Source organism: Avibacterium sp. 20-129 (assembly GCF_026226845.1).
GTDB lineage: Bacteria > Pseudomonadota > Gammaproteobacteria > Enterobacterales > Pasteurellaceae > Avibacterium.
Genome location: NZ_JAKKOE010000001.1, coordinates 1,541,599 through 1,561,385 on the forward strand (window position 1 = coordinate 1,541,599; position 19,787 = coordinate 1,561,385).

Annotated in this window: 13 protein-coding genes; 6 read left to right on the forward strand and 7 right to left on the reverse strand. The window is 42.4% G+C overall.

Going from position 1 to position 19,787, the window contains the following annotated elements; genetic code table 11:
* Positions 1 to 144: 144 nt before the first annotated feature.
* Positions 145 to 1,983, forward strand: a complete 1,839-nt coding sequence (locus L5B90_RS07370) for an ABC transporter ATP-binding protein (protein ID WP_265762507.1) — start codon at positions 145 to 147, stop codon at positions 1,981 to 1,983.
* An 85-nt stretch (positions 1,984 to 2,068) separates the two neighbouring features.
* Here the strand turns inward: L5B90_RS07370 and deoC are convergent, their stop codons facing one another.
* Positions 2,069 to 2,743, reverse strand: coding sequence for a deoxyribose-phosphate aldolase (gene deoC / locus L5B90_RS07375; protein WP_265762565.1), 675 nt, complete (start codon positions 2,741 to 2,743; stop codon positions 2,069 to 2,071).
* A gap of 136 nt (positions 2,744 to 2,879) precedes the next feature.
* Here deoC and rfaD point away from each other — a divergent pair, with 136 nt between their 5' ends.
* The 3 genes from rfaD to rfaC all read left to right on the forward strand — a co-directional run bounded on the left by rfaD (position 2,880) and on the right by rfaC (position 6,247).
* On the forward strand, positions 2,880 to 3,803 hold the full coding sequence (rfaD, locus tag L5B90_RS07380) for an ADP-glyceromanno-heptose 6-epimerase (protein WP_250351194.1): 924 nt from the start codon (positions 2,880 to 2,882) through the stop codon (positions 3,801 to 3,803).
* A 424-nt stretch (positions 3,804 to 4,227) separates the two neighbouring features.
* A complete protein-coding gene (gene waaF / locus L5B90_RS07385) occupies positions 4,228 to 5,283 on the forward strand; it encodes a lipopolysaccharide heptosyltransferase II (protein WP_265762508.1) in 1,056 nt (351 codons plus the stop codon).
* Positions 5,284 to 5,296: 13 nt separating this feature from the next.
* A complete protein-coding gene (gene rfaC / locus L5B90_RS07390; RefSeq protein WP_265762509.1) occupies positions 5,297 to 6,247 on the forward strand; it encodes a lipopolysaccharide heptosyltransferase RfaC in 951 nt (316 codons plus the stop codon).
* Here rfaC and murQ read toward each other — a convergent pair.
* Positions 6,244 to 7,161: an N-acetylmuramic acid 6-phosphate etherase gene (gene murQ / locus L5B90_RS07395; RefSeq protein WP_265762510.1), complete on the reverse strand. Its 918-nt coding sequence runs from the start codon at positions 7,159 to 7,161 to the stop codon at positions 6,244 to 6,246. The genes rfaC and murQ overlap by 4 nt on opposite strands.
* A 794-nt stretch (positions 7,162 to 7,955) precedes the next feature.
* Positions 7,956 to 9,077 carry an anhydro-N-acetylmuramic acid kinase gene (locus L5B90_RS07400; protein ID WP_250363772.1) on the reverse strand — a complete coding sequence of 374 codons (1,122 nt, stop codon included), beginning with the start codon at positions 9,075 to 9,077 and terminating at the stop codon, positions 7,956 to 7,958.
* An 88-nt stretch (positions 9,078 to 9,165) separates the two neighbouring features.
* On the opposite strand from L5B90_RS07400, the gene glmU reads away from it, so the two are divergent.
* Together glmU and L5B90_RS07410 are read left to right on the forward strand one after the other, a co-directional pair.
* The gene (glmU, locus tag L5B90_RS07405; RefSeq protein WP_265762511.1) at positions 9,166 to 10,536 is read left to right on the forward strand and encodes a bifunctional UDP-N-acetylglucosamine diphosphorylase/glucosamine-1-phosphate N-acetyltransferase GlmU; all 1,371 of its coding nucleotides are present in this window, start codon (positions 9,166 to 9,168) and stop codon (positions 10,534 to 10,536) included.
* Positions 10,537 to 10,974: 438 nt separating this feature from the next.
* A complete protein-coding gene (locus L5B90_RS07410) occupies positions 10,975 to 11,886 on the forward strand; it encodes a mechanosensitive ion channel family protein (RefSeq protein ID WP_265762512.1) in 912 nt (303 codons plus the stop codon).
* A 62-nt stretch (positions 11,887 to 11,948) separates the two neighbouring features.
* Here the strand turns inward: L5B90_RS07410 and L5B90_RS07415 are convergent, their stop codons facing one another.
* From L5B90_RS07415 to tamA, 4 genes are read right to left on the reverse strand one after another with little or no spacing between them, the layout of a single operon-like run.
* Positions 11,949 to 12,341 carry a pyrimidine dimer DNA glycosylase/endonuclease V gene (locus L5B90_RS07415; protein ID WP_250363769.1) on the reverse strand — a complete coding sequence of 131 codons (393 nt, stop codon included), beginning with the start codon at positions 12,339 to 12,341 and terminating at the stop codon, positions 11,949 to 11,951.
* 13 nt (positions 12,342 to 12,354) lie between these two features.
* On the reverse strand, positions 12,355 to 13,902 hold the full coding sequence (ppx, locus tag L5B90_RS07420; protein ID WP_265762513.1) for an exopolyphosphatase: 1,548 nt from the start codon (positions 13,900 to 13,902) through the stop codon (positions 12,355 to 12,357).
* 9 nt (positions 13,903 to 13,911) lie between these two features.
* A complete protein-coding gene (tamB, locus tag L5B90_RS07425; RefSeq protein WP_265762514.1) occupies positions 13,912 to 17,907 on the reverse strand; it encodes an autotransporter assembly complex protein TamB in 3,996 nt (1,331 codons plus the stop codon).
* A 9-nt stretch (positions 17,908 to 17,916) separates the two neighbouring features.
* The gene (gene tamA, locus L5B90_RS07430; RefSeq protein ID WP_265762515.1) at positions 17,917 to 19,680 is read right to left on the reverse strand and encodes an autotransporter assembly complex protein TamA; all 1,764 of its coding nucleotides are present in this window, start codon (positions 19,678 to 19,680) and stop codon (positions 17,917 to 17,919) included.
* Positions 19,681 to 19,787: the final 107 nt, after the last annotated feature.

Sequence of the window (19,787 nt, forward strand, 5' to 3'; positions counted from 1 at the left end):
ATGGCCAAGCATTCGCTATAATACGCCAATTTTTGCGTTCGCGAATGGCAAAAATAAAGTGCGGTGGAAAATCTCTCAATTTTTCACCGCACTTATCCTTTTGTTTTATCTTGCGAACCCGTCTTTTTATTTTTAGGAAAAACGATGTTTAATAAAATTTTTGAATGGTTTGAAAGCCGTCTAAATGCCTATCCAGAGCAATCACCAAAAACGCCTGAAAAAGGCTTAATTCGCTTTATTTGGTCGAATATGGAAGGAATGCGTGGCTGGATTTTGTTGCTTGCGTTGCTTACTGTTGGAACGGGTGTGATGGAAGCAGTGTTGTTCCAGTTTATGGGGATTGTAGTGGATTGGCTTGGGAAATACACGCCAGCCACCTTGTGGCAAGAAAAAGGTCATTGGCTTTTAGCAATGGCAGGCTTGTTGATCTTTAGTGTGTTCTGGTCGTTCAGCGCATCAGCGGTTCGTTTACAAACCTTGCAAGGGGTATTTCCAATGCGTTTACGTTGGAATTTCCACCGTTTAATGCTTGGACAAAGCCTGAGTTTCTATCAAGATGAATTTGCTGGGCGTGTTTCAGCTAAAGTGATGCAAACAGCTCTAGCGGTACGCGATACCGTACTGACTATTGCCGATATTATGGTTTATGTTGTTGTGTATTTCATCACCTCAGGTATTGTGCTGGCTGCATTGGATGCATGGTTCTTATTGCCTTTTGCCTTATGGGTTGTTGCGTTTATTACTATTTTACGCATTATTATTCCCAAATTAGCTAAAACCGCCGAGCGCCAAGCGGATGCCCGCTCATTAATGACGGGGCGGATTACCGATTCTTATGCCAATATCGCCACAGTAAAGCTGTTCTCACATGGGGCTAGAGAAGCCAGTTATGCCAAACGTTCTATGGAAGAATTTATGGTGACGGTACACGCACAAATGCGTTTAGCCACCTCCTTAGATACTATCACTTACGCCACCAATATTACCTTAACTCTCAGCACGGCGATCCTTGGCATTGTGCTGTGGAAGCAAGGCAGTGTTGGAGTTGGTGCGATTGCCACCGCCATTGCAATGGCATTGCGTGTGAATTTTATTTCCCGTTGGATTATGTGGGAATCCGCACGTTTGTTTGAAAATATTGGTACCGTCAATGATGGTATGAATACGCTCACTAAACCGCATACTATTGTAGATAAACCGCAAGCATTGCCATTAAAAGTGAGCAAAGGTGAAATTCATTTCAATGATGTGAGTTTTTCCTACGATCCTCAAAAACCATTACTCAGCCATTTTAATCTCACCATTAAACCCGGGGAAAAAGTGGGATTGATTGGGCGTTCTGGGGCAGGAAAATCCACCATTGTGAACTTACTATTACGTTTTTACGAGGCAAATCACGGTGAAATCACGATTGACGGGCAAAATGTATGCGAGGTAACCCAAGAAAGTTTACGTAGCCAAATTGGTTTAGTGACCCAAGATACTTCTTTATTACACCGTTCTGTGCGAGAAAATATTCTTTATGGTCGCCCAACAGCGAGTGATGAAGAAATGTTTTCAGCGGCGCAACGTGCTGAAGCCTCTGAATTTATCCCATTTTTGAGTGATGCAGAAGGTCGAACAGGCTATGACGCACACGTCGGTGAGCGTGGTGTGAAGCTCTCTGGGGGACAACGTCAGCGGATTGCCATTGCTCGTGTGATGTTAAAAGATGCACCTATTCTTTTATTAGATGAAGCCACCAGCGCCTTAGATTCGGAAGTGGAAGTAGCGATTCAAGAAAGCCTAGACAAAATGATGGAAGGCAAAACCGTGATTGCAATTGCTCACCGCCTTTCTACCATTGCCGCAATGGATCGTCTTATCGTATTAGATAAAGGACAAATTGTGGAACAAGGCACGCACAATGAATTACTCGCCCAAAATGGGCTTTATGCCAAATTGTGGCATCATCAAAGCGGTGGCTTTTTGAGTGAAGAATAATGCTAGCCTATGATGATAAAAAGCAAGATTATTGAGTAATCTTGCTTTTTTATAATTAAAGCAATTTAACCCTGTTCAAAGAAAATTAATACCCATTTTCCTGTGTATTTATTCCTTTCACAATTGCCACCCCCGCACTTACTCCTAAACGGGTTGCTCCCGCATTAAGCATTGCAATAGCCGTGGCGGTATCACGAATGCCACCAGAGGCTTTTACACCGATTTCATCACCGACAATGCGCTTCATCAAAGTAACGTCCTCAACAGTTGCACCACCTGTGCTAAAACCAGTAGAGGTTTTTACAAAAGCCACCTTGAGTGTTTTGCAGATTTCGCAAACTTTGATGATTTCCTCTTTGGTTAAGAGACAGGTTTCTAAAATCACTTTTAAGGTTTTTCCTTGGCAAGCAGAAAGCACCGTTGCGATATCTTGTTCCACGTCTTGCCATTGTTGAGATTTTACCCACCCTACATTAATGACCATATCAATTTCATCTGCGCCCTGAGCAATTGCTTGTTGCGCTTCAAACGCTTTCACTTGGCTTAAACTTGCCCCTAAAGGAAAGCCAACAACGGTACAAATTCTCACCGCACTTTGTGCAAGCGCCTGTTTTGCGAGAGGAATATACGCCGAGTTAATACACACGGAGCAAAATTGATGTGCTATTGCTTGTTGGCATAAATTAAGAATGTCTTGTGGCGTTTTATCCGCAGCAAGGGCTGTGTGGTCAATGTATTTTGCAATATCTTGTGGTTGCATCATATATCCTTAATCTTGGCTGAATTTGTGCTATATCATAACCTAAAAGAGGTGGTGAGCGCGAAATTTCTTTAGCCCTTATTGGCAAAATCCTTTAGAATAAACGCCAATAGTAAAATCAAATGAGGATTGAAAAATGATTATTGTAACTGGCGGCGCAGGCTTTATTGGCAGTAATATCGTAAAAGCGTTAAATGAGATTGGGCGCACGGATATTTTAGTGGTGGACGATTTAAAAGATGGCACAAAATTTGTCAATTTAGTGGATTTAGATATTGCCGATTATTGTGATAAAGATGATTTCATCGCATCCATTATGGCGGGTGATGATTTAGGTGATATTGATGTCATTTTCCACCAAGGTGCTTGTTCAGCCACAACCGAGTGGGACGGCAAATTCGTAATGGAAAATAATTATGAATATTCCAAAGAATTATTGCATTATTGTTTAGAACGTCAAATTCCGTTTTACTACGCGTCAAGTGCGGCAACTTATGGGGACAGCAAAACCTTTGTCGAAGCACGTGAATTTGAAAAACCGCTAAATGTATATGGTTATTCGAAATTCTTATTTGATGAATATGTGCGTAAAATCTTGCCAGAGGCAACTTCACCTGTGTGTGGTTTTAAATATTTCAATGTCTATGGGCCAAGAGAACAGCACAAAGGGAGTATGGCAAGCGTGGCATTCCACCTTAATAACCAAATTTTGAAAGGGGAAAATCCAAAATTATTTGCAGGCAGCGAACATTTCTTGCGTGATTTTGTTTATGTTGGCGATGTAGCTGCGGTAAATATTTGGTGCTGGCAACACGGCATTTCGGGGATTTATAACTGTGGAACAGGCAATGCGGAAAGTTTTGAGGCAGTGGCACAAGCTGTATTAAAATTCCACGGCAAAGGACAAATTGAGACCATTCCATTCCCAGAACATTTGAAGAGCCGCTACCAAGAATACACCCAAGCCGATCTCAGTAAACTGCGTGCCACAGGGTATGACAAACCGTTCAAACCTGTTGCGGAAGGTGTCAGCGAATATATGGCGTGGTTGAATAAATAACATCACTACGCAATTAAATGAAATGAGAGGCGAACCTGCGTGTTCGCCCGAAATAAATAGGATTTGTCTTAAAAAATTGTCAAAATTTCTACCGCATTTTTATTTTTAGCACAAATAGAAGTGCGGTGGGAAAACGTGATTTTGAGTGGGCGGACACATAGGTCCGCCTCTACGATATGAAATTATTGCGCGATTACACAAATAATTTTGACTATTTTTGTAGATAAACATAGCAAATTGTAGGGGCGAACCTATGTGTTCGCTCGAAATAAATAGGATTCGTCGTAAAAAATTGTCAAAATTTTCACCGCACTTTATTTTTAGCCAAATAGAAGTGCGGTGGAAAAGTGCGATTTTTTGAGTGGGCAGGTTTATAGTTCCCCTTGGCAATTGATATAATTCACAAATTGATGAGAACCACGAAATGAACATCTTAATAATTGGCCCGTCTTGGGTTGGCGATATGATGATGTCGCACAGTTTATATCAATGTTTAAAACAGCAATATGCTCACTGTCAAATTGATGTACTTGCGCCCAATTGGTGTCGACCTCTGTTAGAAAGAATGCCAGAGGTGCGTCAGGCTCTTCCAATGCCCATTGGACACGGCACTTTTGGCTTGAAAGCACGCTATGAAATTGGAAAAAGTTTAAGAAATCAATATGATATGGCAATTGTGTTGCCAAATTCGCTCAAATCTGCGTTTATTCCAGTGTTTGCTAAAATTGCGTGTCGCCGTGGTTGGAAAGGGGAAAGCCGTTATTTCTTTTTGAATGATTTACGTGTAAATAAAAAAGATTACCCTATGATGGTGCAACGCTATGTGGCATTGGCCTATGAAAAAAATGCTGTGCCAACTGCTTCGCAAATGCGCTTTCCTTATCCTTATTTACAGGTAAGCAGCCAGCAAATTGAGCAAACCAAAGGTCATTTTCACGCGCAACTTGCACAGGCGCAACATCGCCCTGCTATTGGTTTTTGTCCGGGGGCAGAGTTTGGTCCAGCCAAGCGTTGGCCGCATTATCATTATGCCGAGCTTGCACAAATGCTCATTGAAAAAGGTTACAGCATTTGCCTCTTTGGGTCAGCGAAAGATGAGCAAGTGGGGGAGGAAATTCGTACCAGTTTGCCTGAAAATTTACAGCCTTATTGCTTAAATTTGGCAGGGCAAACAAGCCTTAATCAAGTGGTAGATTTGATTGCAGATTGTCAAGGCGTGGTAACCAATGATAGTGGTTTAATGCACGTTGCGGCGGCGGTGCAACGTCCACTTGTGGCACTTTATGGCCCAACAAGCCCACAATATACGCCACCATTATCTCACCAAGCGGTGATCATTCGTTTACAAAAAGGCGGATTAGAAAAAATTCGTAAAGCTAAAGATAGTGCCGAAGGCTATCACCAAAGCCTTATCGACATTACCCCAGCAATGGTAATGGAAAAATTAAACGAAATTTTACCGCACTTTGAACCGGCATAAATAAGGCATAACAATGCGAATTTGCTTAGTGAAAACCTCCTCAATGGGGGATGTAATCCACACATTGCCCGCATTGACGGATGCACAAAAAGCTTTGCCTAATTTACAAGTGGATTGGGTGGTGGAAGAAAATTTCGCGGAAATTCCCACTTGGCATTCTGCGGTGAAGCGCGTGATCCCGATAGCGATTCGCCGTTGGCGTAAACAGCTTTTACAACGCAATACGTGGCAAGAATGGCAAGCCTATCGTCAATTACTCCAACAAAATCAATATGATGCAGTGATTGATGCACAAGGTTTAGTAAAAAGTGCGTGGTTTGCTGTGCGCCTAGCGCAAGGGATAAAGCACGGTTACGATAAACAATCCGCACGCGAACCTTTGGCGGCATTGTTTTATGATAAACACTATGCCATTGATTATCAGCAACACGCGGTAGAACGCATCCGTCAGTTATTTGCACAGGTCTTGGATTATACATTGCCAAGCCAGCAAGGGGATTATGGCATTGCACAGCATTTTGCCGTGCAACAAAGCGTGCCACCTTATGTGTTATTGATTCACGCCACCACGCGCGCGGATAAACATTGGTGTAATCAAGAATGGAAAAAATTAGCACACAATCTCACCGCACTTGGTTTTGGTGTGCATTTGCCTTGGGGAAATGAAAAAGAAAAACACACCGCCGAATGGATCGCGCAAGGCATTGAAAATGCGGTTGTTTTGCCTAAAATGTCCCTCACCACTCTCGCCCAACAGATTGCCAATGCCAAAGCGGTGGTTTCTGTGGATACGGGATTAGCTCATCTCAGCGCCGCCTTAGATAAACCTAACCTCACCCTTTATGGCGCGACCAATCCAGAGTTAATCGGCACTTATGGTAAAAATCAATATCACTTACAAGCGCCAACAATGGCACAGATTTCTGCTGAAAAGGTAATGGAATACTTACGTCCCGTACTTTAGTGGGATGTTAATGCTGCTTGCAATCGCCCTTGATTTTTGCTTAATAATTGTACCGCAGTGGGATAATCCACATCTGCCAGTAACATCAATATTGCTACTTTGGCGTTATTATGTGCTACGTTGAGGGTTCGCTCTGCTTGTTCAGCTGTGCAATCCGTTGCTTGCATTACGATACGCACAGCTCGCGCCACTAATTTTTGATTGCTCGCTTGCACGTCCACCATTAAATTTTGATAGCATTTCCCCATTAGCACCATACTGGCGGTAGTGAGCATATTCAACACCAATTTTTGTGCTGTGCCAGATTTTAAGCGGCTTGAGCCAGTGAGTACTTCCGCGCCGACGAGTGTGATGATGGCAATCTCTGCGATTTGTGCCATTGGCGAATTCGCATTGCTGGCAATGGCAACGGTTGTTGCGCCTAAGGCGTTGGCATAATCCAAGCCACCTAGCACATAAGGCGTGCGTCCACTGGCGGCAATCCCGACAAGAATATCCTTTTTGTTAAAATCAATTTCTCGCAAATTTTCCACCGCACTTTGTGGATTATCTTCCGCCCCTTCAATAGGATAGCGTAAAGCCCGTTCGCCCCCAGCAATAATGCCTTTTACCATTTCGTGAGAAACACCAAAGGTAGGTGGACATTCTGAGGCATCAAGCACGCCTAAGCGCCCACTTGTGCCTGCACCAAGATACACTAACCGCCCCCCTTGCTGAAAGGCTTGCACAATTTTTTCCACCGCCCTAGCAATTTGTGGCAAGCATTTCTCAATAGCCCGTGGCACGTTTTTGTCTTCTGTATTCATTAACTGCACGATTTCTAACGCAGAAAGCTCGTCTAAATTCATTGAATTTGGATTGCGTTGTTCTGTTGTAAGCTGAGAAAGTTGATTGAGTAATCTGTTGTCTTTCATTTTTTTATCTCTTGGGTTTCGGGCGAACACATCGGTTCGCCACTTGGGTAAAGTGCGGTGAGAAAATCACTATTTTTTGCCGCGATAATTGTCTCTGTTTATCGACAAAAGCCTAAAATAACCTATTTAAATCATATCTTGTAGGGGCGGACCTGTGTGTCCGCCCGTTTAAACATCTTTTTTTCATCGCACTTTATTTTGTCAAAAACAAAAGTGTGGTAGAAATTTTGACGGTTTTCCTGCGATTAAATTTTTGGTTTCGGGCGAACACATCGGTTCGCCACTTGGGTAAAGTGCGGTGAGAAAATCGCTATTTTTCGCCGCGATAATTGTCTCTGTTTATCTACAAAAAGCCTAAAATAACCTATTTAAATCATATCTCGTAGGGGCGGACCTGTGTGTCCGCCCGTTTAAAAACCTCTTTTTTCATTGCGCTTTATTTTGTCAAAAACAAAAGTGCGGTAGAAATTTTGACGATTTTTCCGCGATTAATTTCTTAGTTTCGGGCGAATACATCGGTTCGCCACTTGGGTAAAGTGCGGTGAGAAAATCACTATTTTTCGCCGCGATAATTGTCTCTGTTTATCGACAAAAAGCCTAAAATAACCTATTTAAATCATATCTCGTAGGGGCGGACCTGTGTGTCCGCCCGTTTAAACATCTTTTTTTCATCGCACTTTATTTTGTCAAAAATAAAAGTGCGGTAGAAATTTTGACGGTTTTTCCGCGATTAATTTCTTAGTTTCGGGCGAACACATCGGTTCGCCACTACTGGGTTTTCAGGTTTTCCTGATTTAATCATCTTTAGGATAAATCACGCCTAAACTCACTGCCTTTGTTGCTCCTGTTACACTCGGTTGGTTAGAGGGTAAATTATGTATTCGGCGATAGGCTAACCACGCAAAGGCTGCGGCTTCTAAATAATCTGCGTCTAAGCCGTAGTCTGTTGTGGTGGCAATTTGCCATTCAGGAAGTAAACGACTGAGATGCGCCATAATAACAGGATTTTTCGCACCACCGCCACAAACGAGTAATAAGCAGGGAAGATCATTGTGTTGGCTTAAATGCCGTAGCTCTTGTGCCGTGCATTGTGCGGTAAATTCTGCTAGCGTAGCTTGCACATCTTGCGGAGGCAGTGCGGTGTGTTTTTGCAGAATTTTTTCTAGCCAAGTGAGATTAAATTGCTCTCTCCCCGTGCTTTTGGGGGCAGGTAAGGAAAAGTATGGATCAGCCAATAAGGCTTGTAATAGAGCTGGGTGACTTTGTCCTGAAGCCGCCCATTCGCCATTTTTATCATAGCTTTTTCCTTGATGTTTCGCGATCCAACTATCTAGCAACGCATTGCCCACGCCCGTGTCGTAACCTAGCACAGGTTGGTTTGGGATTAGCACAGAAATATTGCTAATCCCACCAATATTCAACACCACGGTATTTCGCGTAGGATCAGCAAACACATTATGGTGAAAAGCAGGCACAAGCGGTGCGCCCTGTCCGCCATAAGCCATATCTTTACGGCGAAAATCCGCCACAGTGGTAATGCCTGTGCGAGCAACAATAATATTGGCATCACCCAATTGCCAAGTAAAGGGCGATTGCCCTTGCGGTGCGTGCCAAATGGTTTGCCCGTGGCAACCCACCGCCTGAATTTGTTCTGCACGGAGAGAATATTTTGCCAAAAACTGGTTGATGCTTTCTGCATAAAGTACGCCAAGTTGATGATCGAGTTCACCAATATGGTGTAGGGTGCTTTGTCCAGAATGTAAAAGTGCGGTGAGATTTTCTCGTAAATTTGGTGGCATTGGCACAAAATCGGTGGCAATCACCTGAGCTGATTGAGCAGAAAAATCCATCAGTGCGAGATCAACGCCGTCAAGACTGGTGCCAGACATTACGCCAAGGTAATAATGAGGGAGCATAAACTTTTCCATTGAAAATTTGAATTGGCGATATTCTATTATAAAATAGCGCAGATTTTTATCTTAAACCGACAGAACAAGGATTTTTATGAACAAGTTAAGTGTAGTGATTTTGGCCGCGGGCAAAGGCACGAGAATGTATTCCGACTTGCCGAAAGTGTTGCATAAAGTCGCGGGTAAGCCAATGGTGAAACACGTTATTGATACCGCCAAACAGCTCAATGCCGATAATATTCATTTAATTTATGGTCACGGCGCAGAATTATTACAACAACACCTTGCCGATGAAAATGTAAACTGGGTGCTGCAACCCGTGCAACTTGGCACAGGACACGCGATGCAACAAGCCGCGCCTTTTTTCGCCGATGATGAAAATATCGTAATGCTTTATGGCGATGCGCCACTTATTACGGCGGAAACATTGCAAAAATTGATTGCAGCGAAACCAGCAAATGGCATTGCCTTATTAACCGCGCATTTAGAAGATCCAACTGGCTATGGGCGAATTATTCGTCAAGCGGGGAATGTGGTCGCCATTGTAGAACAAAAAGATGCCAGCCCAGAACAGTTGGCGATTCAAGAAGTGAATACGGGGGTAATGGTCTCCAGTGGTGCAAGTTTCAGAAAATGGCTAGCAAAATTGGATAATAACAATGCTCAAGGCGAATATTATATGACCGATGTGATTAAATTTGCTAACCAAGATGGTTGTAAAGTGGCGGCAGTGCAAGCGCAAGATTTAATGGAAGTAGAAGGCGCGAATAACCGCTTACAACTGGCTGAGCTTGAGCGGTATTATCAACGTAAACAAGCAGAAAAATTATTGCTTGCGGGGGTGAGTTTGCGTGATCCAAACCGTTTTGATTTGCGTGGTGAAATCACCCACGGTAAAGATGTGGAAATTGACGTGAATGTGATTATCGAAGGCGTCGTAACATTGGGTAATCGTGTAAAAATCGGCGCGGGTTGTGTAATTAAAAACTGCGTGATTGGCGATGATGTGGAAATCAAGCCTTACTCGGTATTTGAAGATGCAGTCATTGGGGAAAGCGCGCAAATTGGACCTTTCTCAAGAATTCGTCCCGGTACAAAACTTGCCGCACAAACCCATATCGGCAACTTTGTTGAAGTGAAAAAATCACACATTGGCAAAGGATCCAAAGTGAACCATTTGAGCTATATTGGCGATAGCGAAATTGGCGCAAATTGTAATATCGGAGCAGGGACGATCACTTGTAATTATGATGGCGTGAATAAATTCAAAACCGTGATTGGTGATGAGGTGTTTGTTGGTTCAGACAGCCAACTTGTTGCTCCCGTTACTATCGCGAAAGGGGCAACCATTGGCGCTGGTACAACGGTAACCAAAGATATTGCGGAAAATGAACTGGTGATCTCACGCGTTCCACAGCGTAATATTCAAGGGTGGAAGCGCCCAGAAAAACTTGCCAAAAAATAACTGGTTTACTTCGTTGCTTATTACGATGATTTTTTAGTCAAAAGCGATTTTCTCACAGCACTTTATCCTGTAGGGGCGAACCGATGTGTTCGCCCGAAGCCAAGGAACTAATCGTGGGAAAACCGTCAAAATTTCTACCGCACTTTTGTTTTTGACAAAATAAAATGCGATGAAAAAAGAGATGTTTAAACGGGCGGACACATAGGTCCGCCCCTACGAAATATGATTTAAATAAGTTATTTTAGGCTTTTTGTCGATAAACAGAGACAATTATCGCGGTGAAAAAAAAGCGAAAGTGAACGGAACATCTCGTCAATCTTTTTGACTAAATAGCGATGCCGTTATGCAACGTTCATCAACAATAAGTAATGATGCCCTGCGATAAAGTGCGGTGCATTTTATCGCTGTTTTTATTTTTAATGATTGAAAGGAAAGTTTATGACAACTGAAAATGCTCAAGCCGCAGAAAATACGGTGGATATTCAAGCACAAACCTCAGCGTTAATTGATAAAGTTCATTCAATGGATATGAACACGCTCTTGAATGATTATGTGATCCCTTATGGTACAAAAATTTTGCTTGCCATTGCGATCTATGTGATTGGTAAAAGTATCGCTCGCTTGCTCAGCCGCTTGCTTGGTAAAGCCGTATTGCATTCTACTAAAGACGAAATGTTACACAGCTTTGTCTCATCAATCAGCTATTTTTTATTCCTCTTAATGGTGATTATCGCCGCACTTTCACAGCTTGGTATCAACACCACATCCCTTGTTGCATTAATTGGCGCAGCAGGTTTGGCGATTGGTTTAGCCTTACAAAATTCCCTCCAAAACTTTGCCGCTGGGGTAATGATTTTAATCTTCAAACCTTTCCGCAAAGGGGATTTAATTGAAACGGGTGGCGTTTTAGGTTCAGTGGAACAGATTGGTTTATTAGTGCTTGAACTGCGTACCGCAGACAACAAAACGGTGTTAATTCCAAATGGTAAAGTGTTTGGGGATAGCATTACCAACTATTCTAGCAACAGCACACGCCGTATTGATTTTATTTTCGATATTGCCTACAAATCCAATATTGAGCAAGCAAAAGCCATTGTGGCAAACATCTTGGCGCAAGATCCACGCGTGTTGAAAGATCCTGAGCCAACCATTGCCGTGGGCGCGTTAGCCGCAAACAGTGTACAACTGGTCGTTCGCCCTTGGGTAAACACGGCGGATTACTGGGCAGTGCATTTTGATGTCACTGAAAAAGTCAAACTTGCATTTGATGAGGCGGGTATCGAAATTCCATTCCCGCAAATGAATATTCACTTACCTGAAAATGCTGAATTGAAGGTTGAACAGAAGTAATCTTCTTATAAAAGAAAAAACGTATTTGGCTTTTGCTCAAATACGTTTTTTTATATCCATTTTTAACATTCCACATTTTTTACTGATGTAAACCTCGGGACTTTTGGCATTCTTAATTGAATACGTTCGCGGTTGATTTTTAGCGCCTGTTCTGTGGGCTGATAATCTTGCCATAGGCTAGGATCTAGGGGTAAATCCGCCGACCAAAAATATTGTACGTTAAAACCACGCGCTTGGCATTCTTGGTGTAATAAGTCATAACGTTTTTTTAGAAAGGCGAGCTTATTGAAGAAAAATCGAACGTGTCCTTCACCTAATTTGTAATCCGCGGGTTGCCCTGTGAGGTTGTATTTCCCTTTTGCAACCGCGTTGGGAATACGTGTGAGTTCACGATGCTCAGCAAGCAAGTGCTGATCACAAAGTTCTTGTGGTGGAACAACATTGATCCTTGTCATTGTTTCTCCTTACTTATGAAAAAGTTAAGCTCAAATCGATCTCTTTTAATAATTTGTTTTCAGCGATGAGATCATTTCGTACTAATGGATTTTGTGCTAAATAATTTGTGTCAAATTGGATTGTCCATTGGGCTAAAGTGCGGTCGATTTTGAGTGAATTTTTTTCACTTAATACTGTGGCTTGGCGGGATTTATTGAGCAAAATCGCTAAACGCAATAAGCGCACAAGGGCGAGGATATCTTGCTCGGCATAACGAGAAAATTTAGTGAAATCCGTTCGTTTGATGTTGTTGATTTGATAGCGTACTAAGGTGGTGAGCAAGCGTTGTTGCTCTTTATCAAAGCCGGGCAGTTCCATATTTTGTAGAATGTAGGCGGAGTGCTTTTGCAGGCCTTTATGATTGATGACAATGCCCACTTCGTGTAGTCGCGCCGCCCAAAGTAGAATATCCACCATTTCTTCTTGTAATGTACTGTTTTGCCAAGCGCGGTATTGCTCCGCAAGCTGTTTGGCACATTGATAGACCCGTTCAGATTGTGCCACATCAAGGTTAAATTGTTCTGCAAGGGCAAGGGCGGTGCGCTGGCGGATATTACTTACTTGGAAATTTTTTTCTAGGCTATACATTACGCCTTCACGTAATGCCCCGTCGGAATAACGCATTTGCTCAATACCGAATACTTCAAATACCGCCGTGAGAATGGCAAGTCCCGGTACGAAAACGTCTGCACGATCTTCGTTTAAACCGTCTAAATGTAGATCGTCAAAATGGGCGACTTGCAAGACTTTCTCGCTGAGCTGGGCTAAACGCTGGGCGGTGATAATTCCGTTGGGGTCAAGATTTGCACTAATGACTTGATAGACGGTTTTAATCGTTCCTGATGATCCTAGAACCGATTGCCAACCTAATTTGCGATATTCAAAAGCCAAATCTTCAATTTTATTCACCGCACTTTGTTTTGCGCGCTGAAAGTTTTCGGCAGAGATTTGTCCTTGAGGGAAGAATTTTTTGGCAAAGCTCACACAACCCATATGGCGACTTTCTGCAATCAGTGGATGAAAATCATCGCCGATAATCATTTCTGTTGAGCCACCGCCAATATCTACGACAAATTTTCGCCCTGTTTCTGGTTGTGTGTGAGAAACGCCAGCATAAATGGTTTTCGCTTCCATTTGTCCTGTGATAATGTTAATTGGGTAAGGAAAAACCTGCTCGGCTTGGCGTAAAAATTCTGCATTATTGACGGCGGTACGTAGGGTGAATGTTCCCACCACATTGACATTTTCAGCCTTAAAACCTTGTAGCCGTTCAGCAAAGAGGGCAAGACAATTGACTCCACGTTGAATCGCCTCTTGGCTTAAGTGATTATTTTCATCTAGCCCTTCAGCAAGTTGAACTTTTTGTTTGAGGCGTGAAAGCACTTGGATTGAGCCATTAATAATGCGGGCGATAATCATATGAAAGCTGTTTGAACCCAAATCAATGGCTGCGATTTCCCGTGCTTCGCCACGCTGATGTAAATAATCAGAGGCTTTGGTTAGAAGGTTTTCGTTATTCATAAAATTGCCCTAAAATTCAAAATGATAAAGTAGATCAAAGGCTTGATTTACCCCTGAAACAGATTGTAAATAAAGCTGTGGTAACAATTTGTAGCGTACCGTAAATTCAGCTAGGCCGTCAAATAAGCCCACACCGTATTTAAGCTGTAGGCGTGGGGTAATGTTACCGCTGACAGTCACTTTTGAACTATCACCCACCCCTTGCGTGCCTAGACTGAGGTTTTGAACGCCAAAGGCCTCACCAATTCCGCCAACCAATTTTCCACTTTTCGCTAAGCCCATACCAAGTAATGCCGCCCCGATCGAACCACCCGAACCGGCCTCTCCACTATTTTCTAGTGAACGCCCTGTTAGTAAGTAAGAAAGGGCTTCATCTTGTGAACTTGCAGGATCAGAAAACACGGTAACTTGTGGCGCTGTCGCTAAGCCAATCACTTTTACCCCAGCGGTAATGTTGCTATTTTCCATCGCCGTTGGATTGCGAATCGCCTCAATATTTAACATTGGCTGGGAAGGCAAGCCAGAAAAACTAATTTGTCCTTTACGGATTAATAAATCTTGCCCATAGGCGGCATAGCGTCCATTTTTGAGATAAATTTGCCCGAATAACCCCAATTTTCCTTTATCTTGTTTAACTGAAAGCAAGCCGTTTAAGCTCGTGTTTAAGCCGTAAGCGTTGAGGGTAACATCATTACCAATACTAATTTTCAGATCAGAACGAATCTCCATACCGCTTTTCGTACGTGCTTTAATTTCACCGTTTTTTAGCCCCACTTTGGTTTTATCCGGGCCGTCTAAAATCACTTCATCGCTACTCACCGCAACGGCGCTGTCTGGTAATTGTTCAATGGCAATTCTTGCCCAAGGAATATCGACTGTACCAGAAATATCTAGTAGTTTTGGATTGGCGTTGAGTTCTACATTTGGGCTAATTTTTAATTTTGCCATTGATGGAATATTCACATTAAAGCGATCCGCTTTCGCCTGCACGTGGGTGTTCCAATGATCTATATCCTTCCAATCGGCGTTGCCCGTAATGTCTAAACGGCTTTCGGGACTTTCCACATAGCCTTGTAACGTCGAACGATTGCCGGCAAAACGCATAGATAAATTGCCATCTTTAATAGTAAATGGCAGAGATTTCATTGTTGCAGTGAGATGGTTTACATCAAAATTACCGTGAATCAGTGGGCTATTGAGATTGCCACCGAAGGTTAAGTTGGCTTCAATTTCACCCTTTACCTTTTCACCACTGGAAAGCAGTTGATTGGCTAAATTGAGGTTTAAACGATGAATACTCAAGCTTCCTCCTAAGGTACGAGATTTGGCTAAATCTTGTAATTTTAGGTTGCTAGTCACTCGCCCCTGATCCGCTAAATCAATGGCGGAATCTAAATTCAGGTTGTTGTTTTCCATTTGTGCGTTAATATCCACTTTTGGAATGGCAAGGTTAAAGGTGCGATAATCAATTTTCTGCGCTACAGATAAATGATTGCCTGTTACTTGCACATTTAGCTTGAGTGGTTTATCACTAAACCACGCCACCGATCCCTGACTTTGTAATTGCCCTTTGATCTGCGTTTGGTTTTGTTCTTTATCTAATAATTTGTTGATTAGTGCTAAATCTAATTTACGCACTTGGAATGGCACCTCACCGTTTTTTCCAGCGGTGAAGGTTTGTGGAAAACACAGTTCAACATCACTGTTTAACCAACAATGTGAGGAAACAGTAGCTGTAATCTTATTTTGATTATAATTTACAGTAATTCCTTGATTTGTCTGCCATTTTCCAACAGGTGATTGAATATCTATGCCGCTAATTTGTCCTTTCCAGTTTTGTGAAGTGCGGTCGAAATTTCCCACAATTTTTAGATTGGCTGCCACGGGTTTGCCTTGTGATTGCAGTTGTAGTTGGTGATTTTTTTCATCGCCCGATAACGCAAGGGTTGCTTGGTTAATGGCTACATCAGCGTATTTCAAGCCAGCGACATTGGCGTTTAACTCACCGCTAATGATTTGATGTGAGCGAATATCCCCTTTAATCGCGAATTTATTCAGCTGTAATTGTTGGAAGCGAATATTGTTACCTGTTAAATCCACGCTTAAATTTGGCTCGCGAATATCCCCTTTTAATTTGGCATAACCAAATAAGGTAGCAGAAAGTTCAGGCAATAAACCACGTAAATTTGGTGCGTGAATATCAAGGGATAAATCGGATTGTTGGCTAATTTCCCCTTGCATTGCAATGCGGTTTTCACCGTAATTAAGTAACAGATTTGGCACACTTAACCATTTGGTGCTATCCGCACTCAGTTTCCCTTTTAGGCTTAATGGCTGGCGTGAAAGCGTACCGTTAATCGTTAAATCTGGTACTTGAATAGCCCAATTTTGCCCGTCAATTTGTCCTTGTGAGCTGAAATTGCCTGACAACAACGCTGGCATTGATGGTAAATATGGGGTGAGATTTAATTGTGAAAAATCCACCGCACTTTGCCATTGCACGCCTTTTTGCCAGTTTACTTCACCGCTTAGATGAGCATTACCTTGTAAGGCATTAAGTTCAAATTGCTCAATGCTTACCTGCCAAAGTTTACCGTGAAGTTGGCTTGTCAGCTGTGTTTTTGGCACGCCCATTCCTGAAACTTCAGCGTTAAGTTGAGCGTGGTAAGCAAGCAAATCTCCGTTGAGATTAAGCATAACATTTTGTACTTTGAGTGGATCTTTTTCTTTTTTATCAAAAGGATACTGTAAATTTTTACTCGTTAATTTGAGATCAAAAGGTGTTTTTTCTTGGTTGAGTGCGACATTCCCCACCAGCTCTGCATTAATATCCCCTTTGCTTTGCAAATGAAGTTGCGTTTGCCCACGCAATTTTCCAGAAAGTTGCACGTTGAGATCCGCTTGTGGGATTGTTAATGGTGCATAGCCTTTCAGTTGGCTGTTAAGTTGAAAATTAAGAGGAAAATCCTCGTCCAGTTGCATTGTGCCTTGCCCTTCTAGCGTTCCCACTGAGCTTGTGATATTCAGGCTCTGTAGTTGAATTTGATTGCCTGTGGCATCGGCTTTTATTTGTAACGAAGGGACATCAATCTGTTGTGCATCAGCGGGTTTGGCTTCATTTTTCGCCGTGTTATTTTGGCGGTTAAAATGGGGTTGATATTGCCAGTTTTTACCTTGAATATCCGTAATATGCAAATCGAAAGGCAGTTCAATTTTGCTTAAATTGGCAAGAAATGCGGGGGTAAGTGTCTGTTCTAGCTTTTGCCAATCAATGGCTTGCGCCGTTGGTTTGGTTGATTTTACCGCGATTTTTTCTGTGTTTTTTTCTTCTTCTGGTAAGGCGTAAGTTTGCACTAACAAATCATTAATGTGTGTTGGTGCAAGGGTAAAACCGCTTTCATTATTTAGGCTAAGTGCGGTGGAAAAATGAGCTAAATTGATTTGTGTTTGATCGATATTTAACGCTAAATCCTGCACTTGCACATTATCTACTTGTACTGCCACAGGGAGGTGGATTTTTTTCATTGGGCTAGGATTGTTATCCTTTTCTTCTGAAGGCGGAAGCCGTGAGGTATCAATCTGAATTTTCGGTTGTTGAATGGTGAGATCATTCAGGCAAATTTTGGCTTTTAACAAGCAAGCTAAATCCAGTTGCAGATGGGCTTGTTGAACTTGAGTATCGACGCCCTCTGACTGAAATTTCACATTATGCAGGGTGAGTCCATTTTGCAATCCGCCTTCTATTTGCTCAATAGAAAGGCTATCCATAAGTTTATCAACAAGCTGAATAAGACCGCGCTGACCTTGGCTAGTCGCAAGAGTGGCAAGCAAGACAAAAATGGGTAAAAAAATCACCGCACTTAGGCATAGCAACATTCGCCATAGGGAACGTTTTTTCTTTGGTGAAGGGGATTGTTCCGTCTGATTTTCTCCGCTTTGCTGTTCAGCAGTTTGATGTTGTGTCTCTTGGCTGGACGGTATGGTTTGTTGCATTTCTTTTGTCATTTTTTCTGCCTATAATTCTGAACCTAACCCAATGTAAAATTGCACATTTTTACTTTTGTCTTTATCCCGAACGGGTGTGGCAATATCCAATTTTACTGCGCCAATTGGTGATGCCCAACGTATCCCGATGCCTGCGCCATAACGTAATTCATTAACGGAGTACGTATTTGCTGCAAGCCCTGTATCCGCAAAGGTGGCGAGCCACCAGTTTTCATAAACTTGGTATTGATATTCCAAACTTCCAGCCATAAGGTGAGTTCCCCCTATAAGCTGTCCATCAGAATTTTTAGGTGAGATTTTTTTATAACCGTAACCACGCACACTGCGATCGCCCCCCGCAAAAAAACGAAGTGCGGGTGGAATTTTCTCAATATTTTTGGTGTGTAACCAACCAATTTCACCTCGTAAAACAAATCGATGATTATCGGCAAAGGTACGAATCCAAGCGCTAGACGCCTGAATTTTTAAGAAATTTGCATCAGAAAGCCATAATTTACGTCCTAAATCCACCGTCAAACGCTGTGCATCGCCCCAAGTGGGGAATAATCCTCCTTTTAAGCGTGTTCGGCTGATTGAGCCTGTTGGGTAAACCAGCCACGTTCTATCAGAATGATCGGCTTGGGTAAAAGAATCATAACGTACACGCAATCCTAGTGCGTGTTGCCAGCCAGAAACGCGATTCCAATAACGTAATGCGGCAAAGGTGCCTGATGACGTTTCGGTATCATTTGTTTTTTCACGTTCATAACCGGTGGAAAATTCATAATAATAACGTAGGGGATTTTTTAACAATGGCATTTTATATACCGCTTCCACCGTTTGTTTCGGTGCAGAAGCATACAGATTAAAACGGAAGCTATGCCCACGACTGTTGATCCAAGGTTTTGTCCAGCCCCATTGGAAACGAGGTCCTACATCGGTGGAATAACCGATACCGAGATCCATCGCATTTTTTTTGCGTGGCGTGAGTAACACATACACATCAACGATTTTGTTTTTTTCATCAAGGTGAGGTTGCACTAACACGGAGCTAAACCAGTTAGTCGAGGTATAATCATTGGTAAAGTTTGAGAGATCATTAATTAAATAAGGTTGCCCCTCTTTAATTTCCATCATATTACGCAAATAATCTTCGCGAATTTGTGAGCGTTCAAAGGTAAACTTGCCAAAGCGGTAGCGTTCGCCACTATCAAAAATAATCTTCCACCAGCCTTGATAGGTGGAAGGGCGAACTAAAAGCTGGGAAACATCAAAATCTGCATCAAAATAGCCTCGGGCTAAGGCTAATTGTTGTAATTCACTTTTGTAATCTTCGTATTTGGAGTGATAAAGCAATTCCCCAAGTTTGGGTAATTTTTTATTCAATGCTTGAAAAGCGTCATCTTCCTTTGCTTGTCCCAAGATTTGAATATCCATTCCTGTCAGCAAAACAGGTTTACCTGCATTGACATCGGCGATAAGTACAGGGCGTTTTCCCCCTTTCGCAGGTTGCAAGGTGAAATTAATGTTAATGTTGTAATAGCCGTAAACGCGCAAGGCTTTTTTGATCGCTTCGCTCACAATATATTGATAGCGTTCTGAACCATCGGCTTCTTCAGGATCGATCATCTTGGTGTAAATATCCACATTCTCAATGGCTTTTACCCCTTTTACACCAATGACTTTGAGATCGACAGTATGCTCAGCGTAAACATTTAGACTGGTTAAAACACAAGTCACCAGCAAACTCAGCACACTGAGTGAATGGCGTTTTTTCTGCTGTAATAATTTCATAATGTTCCCCAATAATCTTGTGTTAGTTTACGTTTTCGCAATGTGCTTCGCAAATATTCAACGCTAAAGTGCGGTATTTTTTAGTGAAATTTTTTGTTATTTTGATA

Excerpts from the sequence above, each read along its gene's own strand:
- deoC (WP_265762565.1), bottom strand. The coding sequence starts at position 2,743 with ATGCAACCACAAGATATTGCAAAATACATTGACCACACAGCCCTTGCT.
- L5B90_RS07370 (WP_265762507.1), top strand. The coding sequence starts at position 145 with ATGTTTAATAAAATTTTTGAATGGTTTGAAAGCCGTCTAAATGCCTAT.
- murQ (WP_265762510.1), bottom strand. The coding sequence starts at position 7,161 with ATGAAAGACAACAGATTACTCAATCAACTTTCTCAGCTTACAACAGAA.
- rfaC (WP_265762509.1), top strand. The coding sequence starts at position 5,297 with ATGCGAATTTGCTTAGTGAAAACCTCCTCAATGGGGGATGTAATCCAC.
- tamB (WP_265762514.1), bottom strand. The coding sequence starts at position 17,907 with ATGACAAAAGAAATGCAACAAACCATACCGTCCAGCCAAGAGACACAA.
- L5B90_RS07400 (WP_250363772.1), bottom strand. The coding sequence starts at position 9,077 with ATGCTCCCTCATTATTACCTTGGCGTAATGTCTGGCACCAGTCTTGAC.
- waaF (WP_265762508.1), top strand. The coding sequence starts at position 4,228 with ATGAACATCTTAATAATTGGCCCGTCTTGGGTTGGCGATATGATGATG.
- tamA (WP_265762515.1), bottom strand. The coding sequence starts at position 19,680 with ATGAAATTATTACAGCAGAAAAAACGCCATTCACTCAGTGTGCTGAGT.
- L5B90_RS07410 (WP_265762512.1), top strand. The coding sequence starts at position 10,975 with ATGACAACTGAAAATGCTCAAGCCGCAGAAAATACGGTGGATATTCAA.
- ppx (WP_265762513.1), bottom strand. The coding sequence starts at position 13,902 with ATGAATAACGAAAACCTTCTAACCAAAGCCTCTGATTATTTACATCAG.
- glmU (WP_265762511.1), top strand. The coding sequence starts at position 9,166 with ATGAACAAGTTAAGTGTAGTGATTTTGGCCGCGGGCAAAGGCACGAGA.
- L5B90_RS07415 (WP_250363769.1), bottom strand. The coding sequence starts at position 12,341 with ATGACAAGGATCAATGTTGTTCCACCACAAGAACTTTGTGATCAGCAC.
- rfaD (WP_250351194.1), top strand. The coding sequence starts at position 2,880 with ATGATTATTGTAACTGGCGGCGCAGGCTTTATTGGCAGTAATATCGTA.